Raw genomic sequence first — 20,763 nt, forward strand, 5'->3', positions numbered from 1 at the left:
ACAGGACTGCGCTGTGGCCTTGTTATTGCAGTGCAGGCAGGGGCGCCAAGTCAATTACCCGAAAGAGTCATTGTGGTCCGGCGCCATAGGGGCGACAGTGCATTTTTCTGCCCGGAGCCTGGGTGCCATGTTGCTATCTCCTGACGTTGTTCTGGCCTTGCTGTACGCAGCGCAGGCGCAGGATCAGTATGCGCTGCTGAATGTGCTGGCCAGCAGTGTGCTCGTGTATGCGCTGTGCAGTGCAGCGATGCGGCGTGCGCGCCAGCTGGCGGGCCGTCCGCTCCCCTTGCAGCTCATCCAGCATGACGCGCTGATCCAGGGCGGCCAGGGCTTGATGCTGAGCCTGTATGGGGCGGTGCTGCAACTACCCGCAGGCAGCCCGGGCCGTCGCGAGCTGGAGCAGGTGCTGGACGAGGGTGACCGCTGGCTGGCGCACAGCCGTCAGGCTGTGCAGCAGCAGCGCCAGACCGATAGCCGGCTCGAGCAACAGTTGCTCGAGCTGCCCGCGCGGGCCGGCTGGCCGGCGCAGGTGGCGTATCGCGTCAGCGTGCAGGGTGCGACGCTGGCCTTGCCGCTAGACGTGCAGGAGGCCTGTCTGCAGGTGGTACAAGCCATGCTGGAAAGTGCTTTGCCGCAAGGCCGTCAGCTCGAAGTGGAACTGTGTTTCGGCTGGGACCAGCTGCGCTTGCGTGTGCGCCACGATGGTAGCGCTACCACGATTAGCCACCCGCTCGATAGCGCCCGTCTGGCCACCTTGCTGCCGCGCTCGCGGCACGCCGCGCTGCAAGTGTGGAGCGGCGCCAGCACGGGCGTGGAACTGTCGCTGCAGTTCGGGCTGGGCGCCAGCCCGGCAGCGCGGCCCGTGCATGCTGCGGGCCTGTGCTGGCATGCACTGCGGCGCCAGCTCTATCCGTTCTAACACGCCAGCGGCGCCGCTCCCATTACCCGAAAGAGTAGGCCGCCACCCCCGCTTAATGGCGATGTGCAATGTTGTCCATTTTCCTAAACTGCTGATTCACGTGGTCCAGTCTGTTGTGGTCTGGCCGCGCGGCGCTCCGTGCAATGTCTGTGCGCAGCGTAACCGTCAACCAGATCCGATAGGAGCAATCATGGATAGCGAAGAGCAGGTAGACCAGCAGCGCCGCACGGTCATGCTCGGTGGCGTGGCCGCCCTGGGCGCGCTCAACTTCCCCTTCGTCGCAACGGCAGCAACGGCCAATCAGGCACATCAATTTCACGGAGAGAAAAAAATGGCTTACTTCAAAACCAAAGACGGTACCGATATCTACTACAAAGACTGGGGCTCGGGCCAACCGGTGGTGTTCTGCCACGGCTGGCCGCTGAACTCGGACAGCTGGGAATCGCAGATGATCTTCCTCGCTGCGCAAGGCTATCGCTGCATCGCCCACGACCGCCGTGGCCACGGCCGTTCCAGCCAGCCATGGCAGGGTAACGATATGGACCACTATGCCGACGATCTGCACCAGCTGATCGAGCTGCTGGATCTGAAGAATGTGATCCTGTTCGGTTTTTCTACTGGCGGTGGTGAAGTGGCCCGCTACATCGGCCGCCATGGCAGCAAGCGTCTGGCCAAAGCCGGCCTGATTTCGGCCGTGCCGCCGCTGATGCTGAAAACCGACAGCAACCCGGGCGGCCTGCCGATGTCGGTCTTCGACGGCATCCGTGCCGGTTCGCTGGCCAATCGCGCCCAGCTGTATCTGGATATCGCCGGCGGTCCGTTCTACGGCTTCAACCGTCCCGGTGCCAAAGTCTCGCAAGGCCTGATCTATTCGTGGTGGGCACAGGGCATGCAGGCAGGCCACAAGAACACCTATGACTGCATCAAGGCTTTCTCGGAAACCGATTTCCGCGAAGACCTGAAGAAGTTCAACATCCCGACCCTGATCGTGCATGGCGATGATGACCAGATCGTGCCTATCGAGGCGGCCGGCCGCGCTGCCGCCAAGCTGGTGAAGAACTCCAAGCTGATTGAGTACGCCGGTGCGCCCCATGGTCTGACTGACACCCACAAGGAACAGTTCAACAAGGACATGCTGGCCTTTATCAAGGCTTAAACCCACGTCCATGCAAAGACTGTATGCCATGTTCCCGGCCGGCAGGGCCGGGGCAGGATTGCTGATCCTGCGGGTAGTGGTGGCCCTGCAGCTGATGGCCGTCGGCGGCACCTGCGCCCGGCCCGTACTGGGCACGCTGATGAGCTGGCTGGCCCAGTTGATGGCCGTGCTGCTGTGTATCGGCATCGCCACGCCCGTGCTGGCGCTGCTGTATGCGGCCGTGGCGAGCTACTGCCTGCTGGACCACTGGTCGGCGCCGCCGCCTGTGCTGGTGATGTATGGACTGATCATCGCCAACAGTGTGGCGCTGGCCTTGCTGGGGCCCGGGGCGTATTCGCTCGACGCGCAGCTGTTCGGCCGCCGCCTGATCGTAGTGCGGGATGGCGAGTCTGCCGCAGCCGCCAGCACGGACGGGCGCCCTGATGACGAAATCTGATAAGCGAGAATGATGATGACTAAATTGATCACTTCCCTGACCACGGCCGCCGGCGCACCGGTAGCCGATAACCAGAATACCCAGAGTGCCGGCCCGCGTGGCCCGCTGCTGCTGCAGGATGTATGGCATCTGGAAAAAATGGCCCACTTCAACCGCGAAGTGATTCCCGAGCGGCGCATGCATGCCAAGGGCTCCGGCGCTTTCGGCACCTTCACGGTCACGCACGATATTTCGGCGTATAGCAAAGCCGCGCTGTTTGCCGAAGTGGGCAAGCAGACCGATATCTTCATGCGCTTTTCCACCGTGGCGGGCGAACGCGGTGCGGCCGATGCCGAGCGTGATATCCGCGGCTTTGCCGTCAAGTTCTACACGGAGCAGGGCAACTGGGACGTGGTGGGCAATAACACGCCCGTGTTCTTCATGCGCGACCCGCTCAAGTTTCCGGACTTGAACCATGCGGTGAAACGCGACCCGCGCAGCAATCTGCGCAGCGCCGACAACAACTGGGACTACTGGACCCTGATGCCGGAAGCGCTGCACCAGATTACCATCGTGATGAGCGAGCGCGGCATCCCTGCCAGCTACCGTCACATGCACGGTTTTGGCAGCCACACTTTCAGCCTGCTCAATGCCAGCAACCAGCGCTTCTGGGTCAAGTTCCACTTCATCTGCCAGCAGGGCATCATCAACCTGACCGATGCCGAAGCCCAGCAGCTGATAGGGCAGGACCGCGAAAGCGCACAGCGCGATCTGTACCACAGCATCGAGCATGGCGATTTCCCGCGCTGGGTGCTGAAGATACAGGTGATGCCGGAGCACGACGCGGCCAACTACCACCTCAACCCTTTCGATCTGAGCAAAGTCTGGCCGCATAAGGACTATCCGCTGATCGAAGTGGGCGTGCTGGAACTGAACCGCAATCCCGATAACTATTTCGCCGACGTCGAGCAGTCGGCCTTCTCGCCCGCCAATGTGGTGCCCGGCATCGGTTTCTCGCCCGACCGCATGCTGCAATCGCGCCTGTTTGCCTATGGCGATGCGCAGCGTTACCGGCTCGGTGTGAACCACCACCAGATTCCCGTCAACGCACCCAAGTGCCCGTTCCACAGCTACCACCGCGACGGTGCGGGCCGGGTCGATGGCAACTACGGCAGCACGGTCGGCTACGAGCCCAATTCGCGCGGCGCATGGCAGCAGCAGCCCGAGTTTGTCGAGCCGCTGCTGGCGCTGCAGGGCGCAGCCGGCCACTGGGATCACCACGTCGACGAAGACTATTACAGCCAGCCCGGCGCGCTATTCCGCCTGTTTAATGCGGAGCAGCGACAGGCCCTGTTCGACAACACGGCACGCTCGCTGCATGGCGTGGCGAGCGAGATCCAGCAACGCCATATCAGCCATTGCACGCTGGCTGATCCGGCCTACGGTGCCGGCGTTGCGGCGGCGCTGGCCGCCCTCGAACGCTAGGTCCTGGTACGCAGCAAGCCCAGTGTGTATAAGCAGTTCTTATATTTGATTCACCCACCCCAACCAAGGAAAACATCATGCCTATCGCAAAAGCCGAAGCCGGCAAAGCCCTGCTGAACCCGATCAACCACACCCTGATCATGATCGACCACCAGCCACAGATGGCCTTCGCCACCAAATCCATCGATCCGGTGGCGCTGCGTAACAACGCTGCCCTGGTGGCCAAGGCCGCCAAGGAATTCAAGGTGGCGACCATCCTGACCACGGTGGCAGAAAAATCCTTCTCCGGCCCCATCTTCGAAGAAATCAAGAGCGTGTTCCCTGATGAGCACATCATCGACCGTACCACCATGAATACCTGGGAAGATGGCCGCATCGCCGAAGTGGTGAACGCCAAAGGCAAGGACCGTATCGTGCTGGCCGGCCTGTGGACTTCGGTGTGCATCGTCGGCCCGGCTATCTCGGCACTGGAACAGGGCTTCGAAGTGTATGTGATCGCCGATGCCTGCGGCGACGTGTCCGACGAAGCGCATGAACGCGCGATGGAACGCATGATCCAGATGGGCGCCCGTCCGATGACGTCGCTGCAATATCTGCTGGAACTGCAGCGCGACTGGGCCCGTGGCGAGACCTACAACCAGACCGTGGCCACGGCCGTGACCCATGGTGGCGGCTATGGACTGGGCCTGATCTATGCCAAGAGCATGTTCAACGCCAGCGAAGGTCATTAATCTGCGCTGCTAGTGCGTTCTTTAGCTTGTTAGACTGGAAGTGGCCAGCGCGTAGGCTGGCCGCTTCCGCACCCCGAATACCGGAAGGCCCCCCATGTCCGCAGACCTGATACTCCATAACGGCCAGTTCCACACCGTGGACCGCAGCCAGCCACTGGCCACGGCCGTCGCCATCAAGGATGGCAAATTCCTCGCCGTCGGCGACGACGCCAGCATCATGCGCTTGCTGACCGAGCAGACCCGCGTGATCGACCTGCAGAAACGCTGCGTGATCCCCGGCTTGAACGATTCCCACATCCATCTGATCCGCGGCGGACTCAATTACAATCTCGAACTGCGCTGGGAAGGCGTGCCTTCGCTGGCCGATGCGCTGCGTATGCTCAAGCAGCAGGCTTTGCGCACGCCGTCGCCGCAGTGGGTGCGCGTGGTGGGCGGCTGGACTGAATTCCAGTTTGCCGAGCAGCGCATGCCGACGCTCGATGAAATCAACGCAGCGGCGCCCGATACGCCCGTGTTCATCCTGCACCTGTACGACCGCGCTCTGCTCAACCGCGCTGCCTTGCGCGCGGTGGGTTATAGCAAGGACACGCCGAATCCACCCGGCGGCGAAATTCAGCGCGATGCGTCCGGCAACCCTACCGGCATGTTGATCGCGCGTCCGAATGCCATGATCCTGTACGCCACGCTGGCCAAAGGCCCCAAGCTGCCGCTGGAAATGCAGGTCAATTCCACGCGCCAGTTCATGCGCGAACTGAACCGGCTGGGTCTGACCAGCGCCATCGATGCGGGCGGCGGCTTCCAGAACTACCCGGAAGACTACGCCATCATCGACCGGCTGGCGCGCGAGCAGCAGCTCACCGTGCGCATTGCCTACAACTTGTTCACCCAGAACAAGGGGCAGGAGTTGCAGGACTTCGAGCGCTGGAGCGAGATGGTCAAGCCTGGCGATGGCAGCGATTTCTACCGCCACAACGGCGCCGGTGAAATGCTGGTGTTCTCGGCCGCCGACTTTGAAGACTTCCTCGAGCCGCGCCCCGATCTGGCGGCCGGCATGGAAGATGAACTGGAAAAAGTCGTGCGCCATCTGGTCAGCCAGCGCTGGCCCTTCCGCCTGCACGCCACGTATGACGAATCGATCAGCCGCATGCTGGACGTGTTCGAAAAGGTCAACCGCGAGATTCCTTTCGATGGCCTGCACTGGATGTTCGACCACGCCGAGACTATCTCCGAGCGCAATATCGAACGCGTGCGCGCACTCGGCGGCGGCATCGCTATCCAGCACCGCATGGCCTTCCAGGGCGAGTACTTCGTCGAACGCTATGGCGCCGAAGCGGCCAGCGCCACGCCGCCCGTGGCCAAGATGCTGGAAATGGGCGTGCCGGTCGGTGCCGGCACGGATGCTACCCGTGTGGCCAGCTACAACCCGTGGACGGCGCTGTACTGGCTGGTATCCGGCTGCACCGTGGGCGGCTTGCGCATCGCCGGCGTGAACGCCCGCCTGTCGCGCGACGCAGCGCTGGAACTGTGGACCCGGGGCAGTAGCTGGTTCTCCAACGAGCAAGGCAAAAAAGGCCAGATCAAGCAAGGCCAACTGGCCGATCTGGCCGTGCTGTCGGCCGATTACTTCAGCGTGCCGGAAGGCTGCATCAAGGATATCGAATCCGTGCTCACCATCGTCGACGGCAAGATCGTGTATGGCGCAGCCGAATTCGGCCCGCTCGGTCCGCCGGCCTTGCCCGTGCTGCCCGAGTGGTCGCCCGTGAGCAAAGTCAGCGGCCATTACCGCGCCGTGTATTCGTCCCAGGCCACACCGGCTCTGGCGCACCAGTGCCGCGGTGCCTGCGGCGTGCACGCGCACCAGCATGATGTGGCGCGCCGCTCCAAAGTGCCGGTATCCGACTACGCCGGTTTCTGGGGCGCGTTCGGCTGCAGCTGCTTTGCTTTCTGACGGAGGGGCTATGTCGTATGCCAAAGTGTTACTGGGGCTGGTGATCTCGTTCATCACCGGTGCCGGCTGCCAGTTGCTGCACATTCCCGTACCGTCGCCGCCCGTGCTGAGCGGAGCGCTGCTGGTGTTTGCCATGAGCGTAGGTTACTGGCTGGTGGACCGTTCCATGCGCCACTGCGCAGCGCGCCATAAAAGCCTGTGCGGCGGCCATGCCATCAGCACGGGCAAGGAGGGTTGAAATGGGACTGCTGCTAGGAGTTCTACTGGGACTGGCCATCGGTGGCCTGTGCCGCTGGCTCGATATTCCTTCACCGGCCCCGCCCACGCCCATCGGCGCACTGCTGGTGGTGGCCATGACGGCCGGCTATCTGGCCGCCGCCCAGCTGCTGTGAGGACGCCATGCTGAAATCATTCCCGTGGCTGGCACCCCAGCCCGATCTGGGCCTGCTGCTGTTGCGCCTCGGTGGCGCCGTGCTGCTGCTGACGGTGCACGGCCTGCCCAAGCTGCAGCACTACGCGGGTGAACTGGCACACATCGACGATCCGCTGCATATCGGGCGTGGGCTGACCCTGTGGCTGGCCTTGCTGGCCGAGGTGGCGTGCCCGCTGGCGATAGCGGCCGGTGTGCTCACGCGGCTGGCCTGCTTACCCATACTGGTGCTGCTGCTGGTGTCCATGCTGGCCGTACATCCGGACTGGAGTCTGGCCGATGGCCAGTTCGGCTGGCTGCTGCTGGTGATCTTTGCCAGCATCAGCGTGGCCGGTGCAGGGCGCTATACCTTGCCCGCGCTGCTGCGTATGGGATCGCTGCCCGCTGCCCAGCCACCGTCTGGCGGTGCTGCCCATGGCTAGCCGGCACGCGCTCGGTGTGGCGCTCGGCTACACGGCAGGCTATGTGGACACGGTGGGCTTTGTTGCCCTGTTCGGTCTGTTCACGGCCCACGTTACAGGGAACTTCGTGCTGATAGGCAGCGAGCTGGCGCGGCCTGGCCATGGTGTGCTGATCAAGCTGCTGGCCTTTCCCGCCTTCATCCTTGCGGTGGCGGCAGCGCGCTTGCTGGCCGTGTGGCTGGAAGCGCGCCAGCGTCCGGCGGCGCGGGCGCTGACGCTGCTGCAGCTCGTGCTGCTGCTGGCCTTCATGCTGCTGGGCCGGGCCGCCACGCCCGTGCAGCAGACGGACGCGTTGCTGCCGCTGCTGGCCGGCATGGCCGGTGCTGCGGCGATGGGCGTGCAGAATGCGGCCAGCCGGCTGGTCTGGAGCGAGCTGGCACCGACCACCGTGATGACGGGGAATGTGACCCAGCTGGTGATCGATCTGGTCGATCTGGCGCGCGCCAGTGCGGCGCCGGGCACGCTGTCGCGGCTGTGGAAATTCCTCTGGCCCGTGCTGGCCTTTGGCCTCGGTGCCATTCATGGCGCGTTTGCCTACCATTGGGCCGGCTTTTATGCCGTGCTCTTGCCGGTGGCCATACTGGGCGTGCTGCTGGCGGCGCAGTGCTGATGCTGTAGCGTTGATTTTACAGCGCTGATCCTGCTGCCGGCCTCAACCGCTGATGATGCTCGCAGGCTGATGGCGTGAAAAAAGTCATAGCCGTCAGCTCTTCACCTTCTTATATTTCTGGTTACACTGTCATTTCTATAATGCCCAGAGGAATGTTTGTGTATTTTGCAAAAATGCGGGCCGCGTTGCGCCGCGGTTTGGTGGCGTGCAGTGTGGCCCTGTGGCTGGCGCACCCGCCCGCGCAGGCAGCTGCCGCGCTGGTCACTCCGCCCAGCCCGCTGCTATCTGATTACACCCATACTGCGTGGAATGGCCTGAACGGCGCCCCTGTCGATGTGCACAAGATCGCCCAGACCAGCGATGGCTGGCTGTGGGCGGCTACGCCTACAGGCCTGTTCCGCTTCGATGGTGTGCATTTCGAACGGATGGATAAGGTGTATGGGCAGGCACTACGCTCGAGCAATGTGATGGGCTTGCTGGCACCGGCCGATGGCAGCCTGTGGGTGGGCTACCGGCTCGGTGGCCTGAGCGTGTTCGGCAAGCACGGCGTGCGCCATTTCGGTCCCGAGCAGGGCGTGCCCGATAGTGCCGTATGGAGTATCACGCAGGGGCCGGATGGCACGGTATGGGTGGCCACCAGTGCCAGTATGGCCAGTCTGGCGCCCGGTGCGCAGCGCTTTACCACGCCCGATGCAGCGTCGGGGCTGGCCCATACGCTGGTGCGCCAGATCGTATTCGACCGCGCCGGTGTGCAGTGGGTGTCGGCCCAGGGCGGTGTGTATTTCCGTGCCCCGGGCGCGAGCCGCTACACGCAGGCCTGGCCGCGGCTGGACCTGATGGGCATGGCGCAAGGACCGGATGGCACCATGTGGGCTTGCGATGGCCTGAGCAAATGCTACCGCATGAGCATGACAGCACCGGCCGGCAATACGCCTGCGCGCGCCGAAGTGGAAGGCAATGGCATCCATTTCGACCGCGCCGGCGGCATGTGGACCTTGCGCTTCCATGCGCTGCTGCGCCATCTGCAGCCGGGCAGCGCGACGGTGGCGCCGGCCCAGCAGCTAACCAAGGAAAACGGCATGAGCGGCCCGCTGCCGCAGACGTTTTTTCAGGATCGCGAAGGCAGTATCTGGATAGGCACGTCGAACGGCATCGACCGTTTGCGGCGCAACCGGCTGCAGGTGATGCCGGTGGCCGTGCCGTTCGACCAGCCGATGATGGTCAGCGTCGGCAATGGCGAAATGCTGATTTCTGATTCGGCCACGCCGCTGCGGCGCTACCGGCCCGATGGCAGTGCCGAGCCCGAGCTGCCCGGCAATTTCGATAGCGCCTACCGCGATGAGCAGGGCACCGTCTGGCTGGGCAATGGCGACGGGCTGTGGCGCCGCAACGGACCGGCCCAGTACAGCCGCACGCCCATGCCGGCCGAACTGGCCAGCTTCCCCGTGCAGGCCATGGTGCATGATCCGGCCCGGCAGATGTGGGTATCGATAGGGCGCAAAGGCCTGTACCGCATCGAGGACGGCCAATGGCGCAAGCATGGCGGGCTGGATGGCCTGCTGGACGACATGGCCATGTGTCTGGCCAAAGATGGTGCGGGCCGGGTCTGGGTCGGCTATCTGCGCAATCAGGTGGCGATGATAGACGGCCGCACAGTGCAGCTATATGGCCCCGTGCAAGGCCTGGCGCTGGGCAATGTGCTGGCTCTACTGGTGGATGGCGATCACCTGTGGCTGGGCGGTGAAACGGGGCTGGCCTTGCTGGACCTGAAACGCCAGCCGCTGCACTTCATGCCTGTCCATCTGGCAGCGGGCGGCGTGGCGATAGGCTTGCGCGGCGTTTCCGGCATCGTGCGCACGGCCGACGGCGAGCTGTGGCTGCATGGCGCGAGCGGAATTACCCGCATAGACGCAGCCGATGTGCGGCGTCTGCTGGCCCAGCCGGAACAGACTGTGGCGGCCGAACAGTTCAATGCGCTCGATGGCCTGCTCGGTTTGCCGGGCCAGTTCCGCCCCCTTTCCACTGTACTGGAGGACAGCACGGGGCGGTTGTGGTTCTCCACGGCCAGCGAAGTGGCCAGCCTCGATCCGCGCCATATCGCCCGCAACCCGCTGGCGCCGTCGGTGCAGATCACCAGCATCCATGCGGGCGGGCTGGATTATCCGGCCGGTGCGGCCGTGCAGCTGCCGCAGGACCAGCGCGACGTGCGTTTCAATTTCACGGCACTGAGCCTGAACATGCCGGAGCGGGTGGCGTTCCGCTACCAGTTGCAGGGCTATGACAAGGACTGGCAAGACCCGCAGGGCCGGCGCGAAGCGTTCTACACCAATCTGGCGCCGGGCAGTTACCGCTTCGTCGTCAAGGCCGCCAATGAAGACGGGGTGTGGAACGAGCAGGGCGCCGACGTGTGGCTGAATATCGCGCCAGCCTTCACGGAGACGGCGCTGTTCTACCTGCTGCTGGCCGGTGCCGCGCTGGTGCTGCTGTATATTTTCTACCTGCTGCGGGTGCGCTACCTGACGGCGCATATGCAGGACCTGATGCACGAACGGCTGGCCGAGCGTGCGCGCATAGCACGCGGCCTGCATGACACGCTGCTGCAAAGCGTGCAGGGCCTGATCATGTATTTTGACAGTCAGGCGCGGCGCCTGCCCAGCGATTCGGAAGAACGGGCCAAGCTGGAACAGACGCTGGATCTGGCCGACCAGCTGATGGTGGAAGGGCGCGAGCACATCATGGACCTGCGCAGCGAAGCCATACCGGACCAGCTGGAACAGGCGCTGCAGCAATATGGCCGCGTGCTGCTGCACGATCACTTCACCATGCGCGTGCTGGGCAAACCGCGGGTGCTGTGCGATGCCGTGCGCAATGAGGTGCATGCCATCGCCCGTGAAGCGCTGCTCAATGCGGCGCGCCACGCCAAGGCCAGCATGGTGGTGCTGGAACTCGATTACCAGCGCGATTACTTCACCGTGCGGGTCAGCGATAACGGCCAGGGGCTGCCCTGTCACGTGGCCCAGGCCGGCCAGCGCGAAGGGCACTGGGGGCTGGTGGGCATGCGCGAAAGGGCCGAAGCCATGGGCGCCCAGTTCCGCCTCGATTCGGCAGCGGGGCAGGGCACTCGCATGGAACTTAGGCTAAGCATGACACTGGCTACGGCCCAGCCGGACAAACACGGGCCATCCGTGCCGGCGACAGTGCCGCAACGGGCATGGTGGCGCGGCCTGTTGCGCCGACTGGCACGGGGCAAATAAATACTTTCCGATCAGAGAACTCTGGCATATCATCGCGCAAGCAGACTAGCGTCGCGGTAATTCTTCAGATCTCACATCGGGAGTATTTCATGCAAGAGCGTTATGATCCGTTGCAAGCCATCGCCGAGCAGGCCGACAAGATTATGCTGGGCGTACTGGGCGCCTTGCTGCTGTTCTCGTTTGCGCTGGCAGGCCTGAACCAGACCTGGGGCCTGGCCCTGCTGATCGGCGTGCCCAGCGCCGCCATTCCCGCCCTGTTGCACTTCAACGCGCCCGGCGCCTTGCTGACGCGCTGCATCATCGCGCTGGCGCTGATGGTATTCGCGGCGCTGAACATCCATCAGGGCGCGGGCCTGACGGAGCTGCACTTCGGTATCTTCGTCTATCTGGCTTTTCTGCTGGCCTACCGCGACTGGCGCCCCATCGTGGTGGCGGCGGCCGTGATTGCCGTGCACCACCTGAGTTTCCACTATCTGCAGGAATGGGGCTATGGCGTGATGTGCTTTACCCGTCCGCAGCTCTCCACGGTGTTCATCCATGCGGCCTATGTGGTAGTGGAGTCGGCAGTGCTGATCCATCTGGCCCTGATCCTGCGCCGTGCGGCCTGCCAGGCGGCCGAGCTGGAAAGCATAGTGGCAGCGCTGGCCGCCATCGAAGGGCGCATCGATCTGTCGGCAGCGGAAACCAGCCCGCGCAGCCGGTTAGCGAGCAAGCTGGTGGAAATGCTGACCACCATGCGCGACACCATAGGCGGGGTACGCGCCGGGGCCGATGCCATTGCTGCTGCGTCGGGCGAGATCGCGCACGGGAATGCCGAACTGTCGCGCCGCACCGAGCGTCAGGCCAGTAGCGTGGAGCAGACGGCTACCTCGATGGCGCGGCTGGCGGCCATGGTGCGGCAGAATAACGAGAGTGCACGCCAGGCCAATGCGTTGGCGCAGAGCGCTTCGCAGATCGCCGAGCGTGGTGGCGAGGCAGTGCGGCAGGTGGTCGATACCATGGGCGTGATCAATGCTTCCTCGCGCCAGATCGTCGACATCATCAGCGTCATCGATGGCATCGCCTTCCAGACCAATATCCTGGCCTTGAACGCCGCGGTGGAAGCGGCGCGCGCGGGCGAGCAGGGGCGCGGCTTCGCCGTGGTGGCAACCGAGGTACGCAATCTGGCGCACCGCTCTGCGGCGGCGGCCAAGGAAATCAAGGAGCTGATCAACAACACCGTGCAGACGGTGGAAAGCGGCAGCCGGCTGGTCGATGGCGCCGGCAGCACCATGCTGGAAGTGGTCAGCAGCGTGCAGCGCGTGACGGCCATCATGGGTGAAATGAGTAATGCCAATCAGGAGCAGAACGAAGGCATAGAACGGATCAACCATGCGATCGTGGCGTTTGATGAAACCACCCAGCAGAATGCCGCGCTGGTGGAAGAAGATGCTGCAGCGGCCGATGCGCTGGCACAGGAAGCCCAACATCTGGCGGCACTGGTGGCCGCCTTCAAGCTGGGCGAGCGCCAGAACGCGGCGGCGGCCAGCGCCCCCCGTCTGGCTCTCGCAGCCAGCTAGCAGCAGCGCCGCCTAGAAGCTGTAGCTGAGCCCTGCATCGAAGGAGCGGCCCATGCCGGGCAGCGCGTGCAGGCTGCCGCCTGTGGCACGCAGGCCGGACAGATAGACGCCGGACAGCGGATCGGCATAGGTCTTATCGAGCAGATTGCTGATGCCCGCGTTCAGCTGCAGCTGTTTGCCTAGCTGGTAGCGCGTGTGCAAAGCCAGCAAGCCATAGCCGGCCGTCGCCGCTTCGATGCGGCGCTGATCAAGCTGGGTCTTGCGTCGGACCAGTTTGAGTTCGATCTGGTTGGTCCACGCACCGCTGCGCTGCTCGAGCGTCAGCAAGGTATTGAGCGGCATGATGTGATACAGCGCGCCGCCATCGGCACGCTGGCCGCGGTTGTAGGCGGCCGTGCCGTTCAGGTTCAAGGTGCCCAGTACGGCGGGTGCTGCCAGTGGCAGTTGCCAGCTCAGGTTGGCGCCGTACAGGTGCGCGTTGTGGTTGGCAAACTGCAGCAGCGCGCCACGGGCGGCGGTCTGGCTGTAAGGATTGAACTGGCCCAGCACATCCACATCGATGTAGTCCTGCACGCGGTTGTAATACGGATTGAACTTGACGAACCAGCTATGCGCGCCGCTGCCGCCATGCCAGTGCGCCGTGGCGGCCAGCGTGTAGGCCGTTTCGGGCCGCAGGTCGAGATTGCCCACATAACCGTTGCCGTCGCCGAACCAGTTGGTCATGGTCATGGCCATCTTGCCGCGTCCCCAAGAGTAGCGCTCGTACAGATTGGGCGAACGGGTCTTGCGCGCTGCCGCCAGCTCGTAGCTGCTGGCGGCATCGGCCTCGTAGCGGGCCAGCGCCGTCAGGTCGTAGTTATTGTCGCGCAGCTTGTGTGTGCGTGCGTTGAACGCTTTGGCGGCGGCCGCATCGGCCGCATTCATCATATTGCTGGCATAAGGCTGCACGGCGCCCGTATCCATGCGTACCGACTCCCAGCGCGCGCCGAACAGGCTGGTCCACTGCGCGTTATGCTGGGTTTCTGCTTCGCCGTACAGGGCCAGCCGGTCGCGCTGGCCGCCGTTGATATTCACATAGGTCTGCGGCCCCATCATCATGGAACCGGCAACGGCTGGCCAGTAATCGTCGAGCCGGAACACATGGTATTCCTGACCGATGCGCAGCAGCGCACCGTCGCCTTGCGGCAGGCTGGCTTTCAGGCTGTAGCCGGTATTGCGGCCCTGCGTCAACATAGGCATCATGCCTTTCCGTTCGGGTGTGAAGAAACCCATATCGTGGCTGGTGCGCTCCCAGTAGGCACTGGCATCGAGCTCGCCCCAGCCGTAGCGGGCGTGATAGCTGGCGTTGCCGTAGCGCCCAGTATTGTCCGTCATATCCATGTACTGGTTGGGGTAGCCCTGATACGGAATATGCTGGGTGCCGAGGCGCACGCTCAGTTGCTGGCCATCGCCGCGCCAGCCCAGCAGCACGGCCTGATTGATGCTCTCGTACAGGCTGGCCAGCACGGTCTGGCCGCTGCCGTCCTGGTAGCTATGGCTGCGTGCATAGGCGGCGTTATAGCCCACGCTCAGCGTATCGCTGGCGACGCTGGCGCTGATGCCGCTGCTCAGACCATTGCCATTGCTGCGGCCCGCGAAACTCAGTTTGCCGCTGCTGCGCAGGACGCCGGCCGTGTCCGCATACACGGGGGCGGCGGAACGCACGGTGATGGTGCCGCCTATGCTGTCGCCGCCTGCGCTGACGGGCGTGACGCCGGCCAGCACATCGATGTGGCCGACCTGGGTGGGATCAATGTAGGACAGCGGAGCATTCATGTGGTTGGCGCAGGCCGAAGTGATTTCCATGCCATCGATGCGGATTTTGAGGCGGTCGTCAGCCAGACCATTTACGCTGGGCAGGCCGGACACGCCGCCGCCCTGTGCCACGTTATAGCCGGCGATGGCGCTGAGCAGTTGGCTGGTATCGCCTATGCCGGACGCGCGTGCGGGCAAGCCTTCGGCCATGGCCGTGACGAGCACTTTCAGGCGCGGTTCCTGATGTAGATCACTTTCAGTCTGAGCGTGGGCGCTGGCGGCAAAACTCAGGCCGGCGGCGGCCAGCAGATGCAGAGGGTGTGCAGAGAACTTCATAATATCCTTGGTACTTATCGGTTACTGCGAGCTTGCTGTGTGATGCGCGCAGGCCGGCCGCGTACCGGCCTATGGGCCTGAGGTACGGACGTGCAGCAGCCTGCGCCGGACTCGCGGCGCTAGTGAGCGCTAAAAAAAATCGGAGGAAAAGGAGAACTCAGGCGCGCACGGGCGGCGCACGCGGATTTGCGGCCGACCAAACGTGGGCCGTGTAGGCTGACGAGTAGTAGCGGGCCGGGTAGAGCGTGCGTCCGCTCACGGCTGGCAGCACCAGCGTGCCTGTGGCGGGCAGCGCCAGCAGCGGGCTGTGGGTGGCGCAGTACAGGCAGTGCTCGATGCTGGCTTTGGCGGGTGTGCTTTCGCGCTGGCCATCGCCATCGAGCTTGATCAGCTTGGTGCCGCTGGTAGTACAGATTTCGATGCTGCTGCTGCGGCCCTGCTGGTATTCGAGCGCGCGCGTGATGCTGGGCGCGACCAGGCCGAACAGGAAAGTCAGCATGACTATCCATACTTGCAGTAGGCGGCGCTGGGCGAAGAAATTCATGCGCCGATTATAGACTAGCCTTGCCAGAAAGCCTACGCACCACTGTGTCGCGCGGCCGTCGCGGCGACGGGCAGCGCTAGCGCGCCGCCGCTTGCTGCGCTAACTGGTACTCGGTCTTGGCATAGCCCTGCAGATGCTGGTTGGTGTAATCGAGGAAGGCGCGCGAGCGGTAGGCTGCTGCGATGTCGCGCGCATAGGGCTGGTCCTTGTCGGCACTGCGCACGGCCACCAGATTGATGTAGTTGGGCGAAATTTTTTCCGTGATCAGTGCGTCGGTCAGTTTCAGGCCGGAGGCCAGTGCGAAATTGCCGTTGACGAAGGCGTAGTCGCTATCCTGCAGCGAGCGCGGTAGCTGGGCCGCTTCCAGCGCCACCAGCTTGAGCTTCTTGAGGTTGACGGCGATATCCTTTTCGGAAGCGCGCAGCGGATCGATCTGGGGGCGCAGGCGTATCCAGCCCAGCTGGTCGAGCAGCACCAGTGCGCGGGCCTGATTGGTGGGATCGTTGGGCATGGTGACCAGCGCACCTTCGCGCACTTCGGTCAGCGCCTTGTGCTTCTTGCTGTACAGTGCTATCGGCGCAGTGGGAATGGTAATCAGCTCGCTGAGCGCGAGTTTGTGCTCGCTGGCGAACTGGCGCAGGTAGACGATGTGCTGGAAGATGTTGGCATCGAGCGCGCCTTCGGCCAGCGCGAAATTGGGCTGGATGTAGTCGCTGAATTCCACCACCTTCACTTTGTAGCCCTGCTTTTCCAGGATAGGTTTGATGCCGAACTTGACCTGATCGGCATACGGCCCGACGCTGGTGCCGATGACCAGTTCGTGCGGATCGCGCGCGGCCACGTTGTGGCTGGCCAGCATGGCCAGCGAAAGGCCGAGCAAACGGCGGCGTACTACGGAACGATGGGATGGCATGGCGGTTCTCCGTCTAGTCAGGCAATGGGGGGATGGGATAGGGTTTAGCGCCGGTCGAGGCGGCGCGCGAGCCGGCTGCCGCCGAACTGGATTAGTTGCACCAGCAGCACCAGCACGGCGATGGTGCACACCATCATGCTGGTGTCGAAGCGGTAGTAGCCGAAGCGTATGGCCAGATCGCCGATGCCGCCGCCACCCACCACGCCGGCCACGGCCGAGTAGGACAGGAAGCTGATCGCCAGCACGGTGAGGGCGCTGACCAGACCGGAACGCGCTTCCACCAGCAGCACCTTGCGCACGATCTGCCACGGACTGGCGCCCATGGCCACAGCCGCTTCCAGTACGCCGCGCGGCACTTCATGCAGCTGCTGCTCGACCAGCCGGGCGAAATACGGCACGGCCGCGCAGGCCAGCGGTACCGAGGCGGCCAGCGGGCCGATGGAACTGCCGACGATCAAACGCGTCAGCGGCACCAGCGCCACCAGCAAGATGATGAAGGGGAAGGAGCGCAAAGTATTCACCAGCCAGCCCAGTATCGCGGCCAGCGCGCGCTGCTGCAGGATCTGCCCGGGGCCTAGCAGGAAGAGCAGCACACCGAGCGGGCCGCCCAGCAGCAGGGCCACGCTCAGGCAGATGGCCAGCATCAGCAAGGTCTGGCCCAGTGCCTGCCACAGCTCGGGCGCAATCGCGAGTACGGTGTCAAGCATGCTGCACTCCCGCCCAGCTGGCGGCCAGACCCGCTTCGCTGCGGTAGAAGGCCAGCTCGCGTCCCAGCGCCGTGTGGCGCACGCGGGCTGTATCGGCCGGATCGAACTGCTCGGCGATACGGCCCTCGTCCATCACCACGATGCGGTGACACAGCTGGCTCAGTGCCGCCAGTTCGTGGCTGACGATGACGATGGTGACGCCCAGTGTCTGGTTGATGTTGCGCAGGGTGGCCAGTATGCTGCGCGTGGTATCGGCATCGAGCGCGGAAGTGGGTTCGTCGCACAGCAGCACTTCGGGGCGGCTGGCCAGAGCGCGGGCGATGGCCACGCGCTGTTTCTGGCCGCCCGATAGCTGGGCCGGATAGCTGCCGGCACGTGCGCTCAGGCCGACGATGTCCAGACATTCGCTGACGCGTGCGGCCAGCCGCGGCGGATTCAGGCGCTCGTGCAGGCGCAGGGGAAAGGCGACGTTGTCGTACACGTTCAGATTGTGCAGCAGGTTGTAGTGCTGGAACATCATGCCTATCTGTTCGCGCGCGCGGCGCAGTTGCGCGGCCGGCAGGCGCGTGAGCTCCTGTCCGTTCACCTGCACGCTGCCGCGATCGGGCCGCTCCAGCAGATTGAGGCAGCGCAGCAGGGTGGATTTGCCGGCGCCGCTGCGGCCTATCAGACCGACGATCTGGCCGGCGGCGATAGACAGGCTGACGTCCTGCAGAACCGGATACGGGCTGCCGTCAGGCAGAGCAAAGTTTTTAGTGACGCCGTGTAGCTGGATGAGATTGTGCATGGTGGCCCGCCGCGCTGGTGTAGGGAAGGTGGCCCATGGCTGCGATGCGAGCCATGGGCCGGCCGGCTGCCGGATGTGGCAGCGGGCTATCAGTGCGGCAGTATGCGCTGCGCGGGCGGCAGCGTGAACGAAGATATTCGCGTTAGCAAATGCAGTTTATGCACGAGCATGCGCCGGCCTGGCGGGGAGATTCAGGCAGGCCGGCGCTGGCGCCACAGCACCCAGCCGCTGGCCAGCAGCAGGCTGGCCGCGAGCAGGTTGAGCACCACGATGCCGCTGGCCAGATGCAGTACCATGCCGAGGCTGACGCCGGCCTTGACGGCCCACTGGGCACTGCCGTCGTAGGCATAGTAGCTGACCACCTGCACGCCGTAATACAGCAGCGCGCCAATCCAGCCCAGCCGCTGCTGCTTGAGGGCCAGTGCGGCCGCAGCTATGCCCAGCATGGCCACGCCTATCAGTATCGCCAGCGGCATGCCGCTATGGGGCTCGCCCAGCCAGCCCAGACACACGCCCAGCGTCAGCAAGCCATTGAGTAACAGGACTCTGGCCAGCCACTTTTCAAATTCCTGCATCAAGGTGCTAATTCTTTCCTGTACGGTGGATCAGACATCTAGCCCGTCAGGCAGGCGTAACTGGAAATGGCTGCCGATACCGGGTGTGCTGTCGAGTATAACCTGACCGCGCATCATGCTGACTATCATGCTGTGTACGCTGGCCAGGCCCAGCCCCGTGCCCGTCAGTCCGAGCTGGGTGGTGAAGAAGGGTTCGAACACATGGGACAGATGCTCGGGCGCGATGCCGCAGCCATCGTCTATCCAGTCGATGATGACCGTGTGTTCCTGCAGCGCCGTGCGCACCACGATGTTGCCGCCGGTGCGGCGCGCAAATGCGTGCATCAGGCAGTTGTCGAGCAAGTGCTGGAACACGATCTGGCAGGCGCCCGGATAGCCCACCAGCCATAGCTGCTCGGGCATGGCCAGCGTCAGCGTGATGCCGCGCTTGTGTAACTGCGGGCGCCAGTTGTCGGCGCAATAGCGCAGGCGGTCGCTCAGGTCGAAGCGGCTGGCCACTTCCTGCGCCGGTTCGCCGGACAGGCTCTTGAAACGGTCCACCAGTTGGCTGATCTGATACAGGGCGCGGTCGACCAGTGCGCCGCCTTGTAGCACATCGTCCAGCACCCGATCGAGCTGGCTGCGGCGCAGGCTGCCCGTGGCCATGGTCTGCTGCAGCGAGGCGGCCTGCTCGGTGATGGCGCTGGCGGCCACGCGCGCATTGCCGAGCGGGGTGTTGAGTTCGTGCGCCATGCCGACCACCAGCCGCGACAGGCCCAACTGCTTTTCCTGCTGCATCAGCGAGTGCATGGCTTGTTCCAGTGCCGCCGTGCGTTCGCGCACTTCCTGTTCGAGCCGGTCGTGTGCGGCTTGCAGCGCCTTTTCGGCGGCCTGACGCACGGCCACTTCGCGCTGCAGGCTGTCTAGCGTCTGCTGCAATTCCTGATTGCGCTGCACCAGCGAATTCTCCAGCACCGTACCATGCTGGGCCAGCAGGGCATTCTGGTACAGCAGTTGCGGCCTTTCCATCACGGCCGTCAGGGTTTCGCCCAGCGAGGTGGACAACTCGCGCTTGTAATAGCGCTCCATCGCCACCTGATCGATGGTCGCTTGCAGCGCCTGTTCCAGATAACCCCAGCGCCGGCCATAGCGGCGGATCGCGTACAGGCTGATTTCGCGCAGCCGGCTAGGGTGCAGCGATTCACGCGCCAGCGTGGCGTCATAGGCCAGCAGATCGGCCCAGGCTTGCTGGCGTTCGCCTTCGGCACACTGGATCAGCAGGCGGCACAGGTGCAACCACGGTTCCCAGTAGCCGTCGTTGCCGTATTTGGCATACACCTGCTGCATGTAGTGGCGGCTGTCGCTGGTCTGCTCGCGCGTGGCCGAGACCACGGCCAGATTTAGCAGCGCCACGCATTCCTGCGATTCCAGCCCAAATTTGCGCGTGCACTGCAACACCTGTACGCGGCGCGACAGACAATCACTCCAGTGCTGGTCAGCCTTGACGGGGTTGCCTTCTTCCAGCGCCAGATAATACGAAGCAGAAGCGGAGTAATCGAGCAGCGTGGTATAGATGGCGGGGCTCAGCGTGTCGCTCTGGGCCAGCATGGTGGCGCAGAACTGGCGCAGCTCCTCGTGCATTTCCGCGCTCAGCATGACGCGGCAGCGCGCCGCCTTCATCTGCACCACCAGTTCCGGCAGTGCGCAGCGTTCGTACAGCTCGGCCGCGCGGGCCAGACTGTCCAGCGCCGCATGGTGCAAACGCATGCGCATTTGTACCCAGTGCAGGGCGCGGAAGGCGGCCGCCTGGGCCAGCGGGTGCTGCTCGGTCTGGGCTTGCAGCTGCAGCGATTTGGCCGGCATCAACAAGGCTTCGGCCACGTTTTCCAGATTGGCTGCGCGGTCCAGTAGCTGGAAAGCTTCCAGTTCCAGCTTTTGCGAGGCGTTGAGTTTTGCTGTTTGTAGCTGGGCCAGCACGGGACGCAGATGCAGCATTTCATGGCCGGACAGGCAGACCCGCAATGTGCGCAACTGTAGCTCCGCCCCGGCGATGGCCGCGCCAGTGGCGGCATACGCTTGCGGTGGACGGATTTCAGAAGCAGACATGGCGAGACCTTGTGGTGCACTGGCACGTGCAAGGAGTATCCCATGAAGTCGCTT

General features: G+C 64.0%; 19 protein-coding genes. 12 read left to right on the forward strand and 7 right to left on the reverse strand.

Features of this window, described 5'->3' with window-relative positions; all coding sequences use genetic code 11:
• The first annotated feature begins 127 nt into the window (after positions 1-127).
• The 12 genes from GM655_RS01930 (at position 128) to GM655_RS23225 (ending at position 12,968) form a co-directional block, all read left to right on the forward strand.
• Positions 128-919 carry a hypothetical protein gene (locus tag GM655_RS01930; RefSeq protein ID WP_155432939.1) on the forward strand — a complete coding sequence of 264 codons (792 nt, stop codon included), beginning with the start codon at positions 128-130 and terminating at the stop codon, positions 917-919.
• A 190-nt stretch (positions 920-1,109) separates the two neighbouring features.
• Positions 1,110-2,075 (forward strand): alpha/beta fold hydrolase, encoded by a 966-nt coding sequence (locus GM655_RS01935; protein WP_229632335.1) that lies wholly within the window; start codon positions 1,110-1,112, stop codon positions 2,073-2,075.
• Positions 2,076-2,085: 10 nt separating this feature from the next.
• The gene (locus tag GM655_RS01940; protein WP_229632336.1) at positions 2,086-2,511 is read left to right on the forward strand and encodes a hypothetical protein; all 426 of its coding nucleotides are present in this window, start codon (positions 2,086-2,088) and stop codon (positions 2,509-2,511) included.
• A gap of 27 nt (positions 2,512-2,538) precedes the next feature.
• Positions 2,539-3,975: a catalase gene (locus GM655_RS01945; RefSeq protein WP_371866743.1), complete on the forward strand. Its 1,437-nt coding sequence runs from the start codon at positions 2,539-2,541 to the stop codon at positions 3,973-3,975.
• A gap of 77 nt (positions 3,976-4,052) precedes the next feature.
• A complete protein-coding gene (locus GM655_RS01950; protein ID WP_155432941.1) occupies positions 4,053-4,706 on the forward strand; it encodes a hydrolase in 654 nt (217 codons plus the stop codon).
• A gap of 94 nt (positions 4,707-4,800) precedes the next feature.
• On the forward strand, positions 4,801-6,654 hold the full coding sequence (locus GM655_RS01955) for an amidohydrolase (protein ID WP_155432942.1): 1,854 nt from the start codon (positions 4,801-4,803) through the stop codon (positions 6,652-6,654).
• A gap of 10 nt (positions 6,655-6,664) precedes the next feature.
• Positions 6,665-6,892, forward strand: coding sequence for a DUF1427 family protein (locus tag GM655_RS01960; RefSeq protein WP_155432943.1), 228 nt, complete (start codon positions 6,665-6,667; stop codon positions 6,890-6,892).
• 1 nt (position 6,893) lies between these two features.
• Positions 6,894-7,046, forward strand: a complete 153-nt coding sequence (locus GM655_RS01965) for a XapX domain-containing protein (RefSeq protein ID WP_155432944.1) — start codon at positions 6,894-6,896, stop codon at positions 7,044-7,046.
• 7 nt (positions 7,047-7,053) lie between these two features.
• Positions 7,054-7,506, forward strand: coding sequence for a DoxX family protein (locus GM655_RS01970; protein WP_155432945.1), 453 nt, complete (start codon positions 7,054-7,056; stop codon positions 7,504-7,506).
• Positions 7,499-8,155: a YoaK family protein gene (locus tag GM655_RS01975; protein ID WP_155432946.1), complete on the forward strand. Its 657-nt coding sequence runs from the start codon at positions 7,499-7,501 to the stop codon at positions 8,153-8,155. Before GM655_RS01970 ends, GM655_RS01975 begins: the two co-directional genes overlap by 8 nt.
• A gap of 158 nt (positions 8,156-8,313) precedes the next feature.
• On the forward strand, positions 8,314-11,409 hold the full coding sequence (locus GM655_RS01980; protein ID WP_196308680.1) for a sensor histidine kinase: 3,096 nt from the start codon (positions 8,314-8,316) through the stop codon (positions 11,407-11,409).
• A gap of 89 nt (positions 11,410-11,498) precedes the next feature.
• Positions 11,499-12,968 carry a methyl-accepting chemotaxis protein gene (locus tag GM655_RS23225; RefSeq protein ID WP_196308681.1) on the forward strand — a complete coding sequence of 490 codons (1,470 nt, stop codon included), beginning with the start codon at positions 11,499-11,501 and terminating at the stop codon, positions 12,966-12,968.
• Positions 12,969-12,980: 12 nt separating this feature from the next.
• On the opposite strand, the gene GM655_RS01990 is transcribed toward GM655_RS23225, so the two are convergent.
• The 7 genes from GM655_RS01990 to GM655_RS02020 all read right to left on the reverse strand — a co-directional run bounded on the left by GM655_RS01990 (position 12,981) and on the right by GM655_RS02020 (position 20,709).
• Positions 12,981-15,098, reverse strand: a complete 2,118-nt coding sequence (locus GM655_RS01990; RefSeq protein WP_155432949.1) for a TonB-dependent receptor plug domain-containing protein — start codon at positions 15,096-15,098, stop codon at positions 12,981-12,983.
• A 157-nt stretch (positions 15,099-15,255) separates the two neighbouring features.
• Positions 15,256-15,642, reverse strand: coding sequence for a DUF2946 domain-containing protein (locus tag GM655_RS01995; protein WP_155432950.1), 387 nt, complete (start codon positions 15,640-15,642; stop codon positions 15,256-15,258).
• Between the two features lie 76 nt (positions 15,643-15,718).
• The gene (locus GM655_RS02000) at positions 15,719-16,555 is read right to left on the reverse strand and encodes a MetQ/NlpA family ABC transporter substrate-binding protein (RefSeq protein WP_155432951.1); all 837 of its coding nucleotides are present in this window, start codon (positions 16,553-16,555) and stop codon (positions 15,719-15,721) included.
• Between the two features lie 44 nt (positions 16,556-16,599).
• Complete coding sequence (locus GM655_RS02005; RefSeq protein ID WP_155432952.1) at positions 16,600-17,262, reverse strand: methionine ABC transporter permease; 663 nt, start codon at positions 17,260-17,262, stop codon at positions 16,600-16,602.
• Positions 17,255-18,049 (reverse strand): methionine ABC transporter ATP-binding protein, encoded by a 795-nt coding sequence (locus GM655_RS02010; RefSeq protein ID WP_155432953.1) that lies wholly within the window; start codon positions 18,047-18,049, stop codon positions 17,255-17,257. The genes GM655_RS02005 and GM655_RS02010 overlap by 8 nt, the downstream gene beginning before the upstream one ends.
• 191 nt (positions 18,050-18,240) lie before the next feature.
• On the reverse strand, positions 18,241-18,624 hold the full coding sequence (locus GM655_RS02015) for a hypothetical protein (RefSeq protein WP_155432954.1): 384 nt from the start codon (positions 18,622-18,624) through the stop codon (positions 18,241-18,243).
• A 30-nt stretch (positions 18,625-18,654) separates the two neighbouring features.
• The gene (locus GM655_RS02020; protein WP_155432955.1) at positions 18,655-20,709 is read right to left on the reverse strand and encodes a sensor histidine kinase; all 2,055 of its coding nucleotides are present in this window, start codon (positions 20,707-20,709) and stop codon (positions 18,655-18,657) included.
• Positions 20,710-20,763 lie beyond the last annotated feature (54 nt).

Origin of the sequence: Pseudoduganella danionis (assembly GCF_009720775.1) — a bacterium.
Lineage (GTDB): Bacteria > Pseudomonadota > Gammaproteobacteria > Burkholderiales > Burkholderiaceae_D > Rugamonas > Rugamonas danionis.

Bases quoted from the DNA above. Each gene is read 5' to 3' on its own strand.
- GM655_RS01930 (WP_155432939.1), top strand. From the start codon at position 128: ATGTTGCTATCTCCTGACGTTGTTCTGGCCTTGCTGTACGCAGCGCAG.
- GM655_RS01935 (WP_229632335.1), top strand. From the start codon at position 1,110: ATGGATAGCGAAGAGCAGGTAGACCAGCAGCGCCGCACGGTCATGCTC.
- GM655_RS01940 (WP_229632336.1), top strand. From the start codon at position 2,086: ATGCAAAGACTGTATGCCATGTTCCCGGCCGGCAGGGCCGGGGCAGGA.
- GM655_RS01950 (WP_155432941.1), top strand. From the start codon at position 4,053: ATGCCTATCGCAAAAGCCGAAGCCGGCAAAGCCCTGCTGAACCCGATC.
- GM655_RS01955 (WP_155432942.1), top strand. From the start codon at position 4,801: ATGTCCGCAGACCTGATACTCCATAACGGCCAGTTCCACACCGTGGAC.
- GM655_RS01960 (WP_155432943.1), top strand. From the start codon at position 6,665: ATGTCGTATGCCAAAGTGTTACTGGGGCTGGTGATCTCGTTCATCACC.
- GM655_RS01965 (WP_155432944.1), top strand. From the start codon at position 6,894: ATGGGACTGCTGCTAGGAGTTCTACTGGGACTGGCCATCGGTGGCCTG.
- GM655_RS01970 (WP_155432945.1), top strand. From the start codon at position 7,054: ATGCTGAAATCATTCCCGTGGCTGGCACCCCAGCCCGATCTGGGCCTG.
- GM655_RS01975 (WP_155432946.1), top strand. From the start codon at position 7,499: ATGGCTAGCCGGCACGCGCTCGGTGTGGCGCTCGGCTACACGGCAGGC.
- GM655_RS23225 (WP_196308681.1), top strand. From the start codon at position 11,499: ATGCAAGAGCGTTATGATCCGTTGCAAGCCATCGCCGAGCAGGCCGAC.
- GM655_RS01990 (WP_155432949.1), bottom strand. From the start codon at position 15,098: ATGAAGTTCTCTGCACACCCTCTGCATCTGCTGGCCGCCGCCGGCCTG.
- GM655_RS01995 (WP_155432950.1), bottom strand. From the start codon at position 15,642: ATGAATTTCTTCGCCCAGCGCCGCCTACTGCAAGTATGGATAGTCATG.
- GM655_RS02000 (WP_155432951.1), bottom strand. From the start codon at position 16,555: ATGCCATCCCATCGTTCCGTAGTACGCCGCCGTTTGCTCGGCCTTTCG.
- GM655_RS02005 (WP_155432952.1), bottom strand. From the start codon at position 17,262: ATGCTTGACACCGTACTCGCGATTGCGCCCGAGCTGTGGCAGGCACTG.
- GM655_RS02010 (WP_155432953.1), bottom strand. From the start codon at position 18,049: ATGCACAATCTCATCCAGCTACACGGCGTCACTAAAAACTTTGCTCTG.
- GM655_RS02015 (WP_155432954.1), bottom strand. From the start codon at position 18,624: ATGCAGGAATTTGAAAAGTGGCTGGCCAGAGTCCTGTTACTCAATGGC.
- GM655_RS02020 (WP_155432955.1), bottom strand. From the start codon at position 20,709: ATGTCTGCTTCTGAAATCCGTCCACCGCAAGCGTATGCCGCCACTGGC.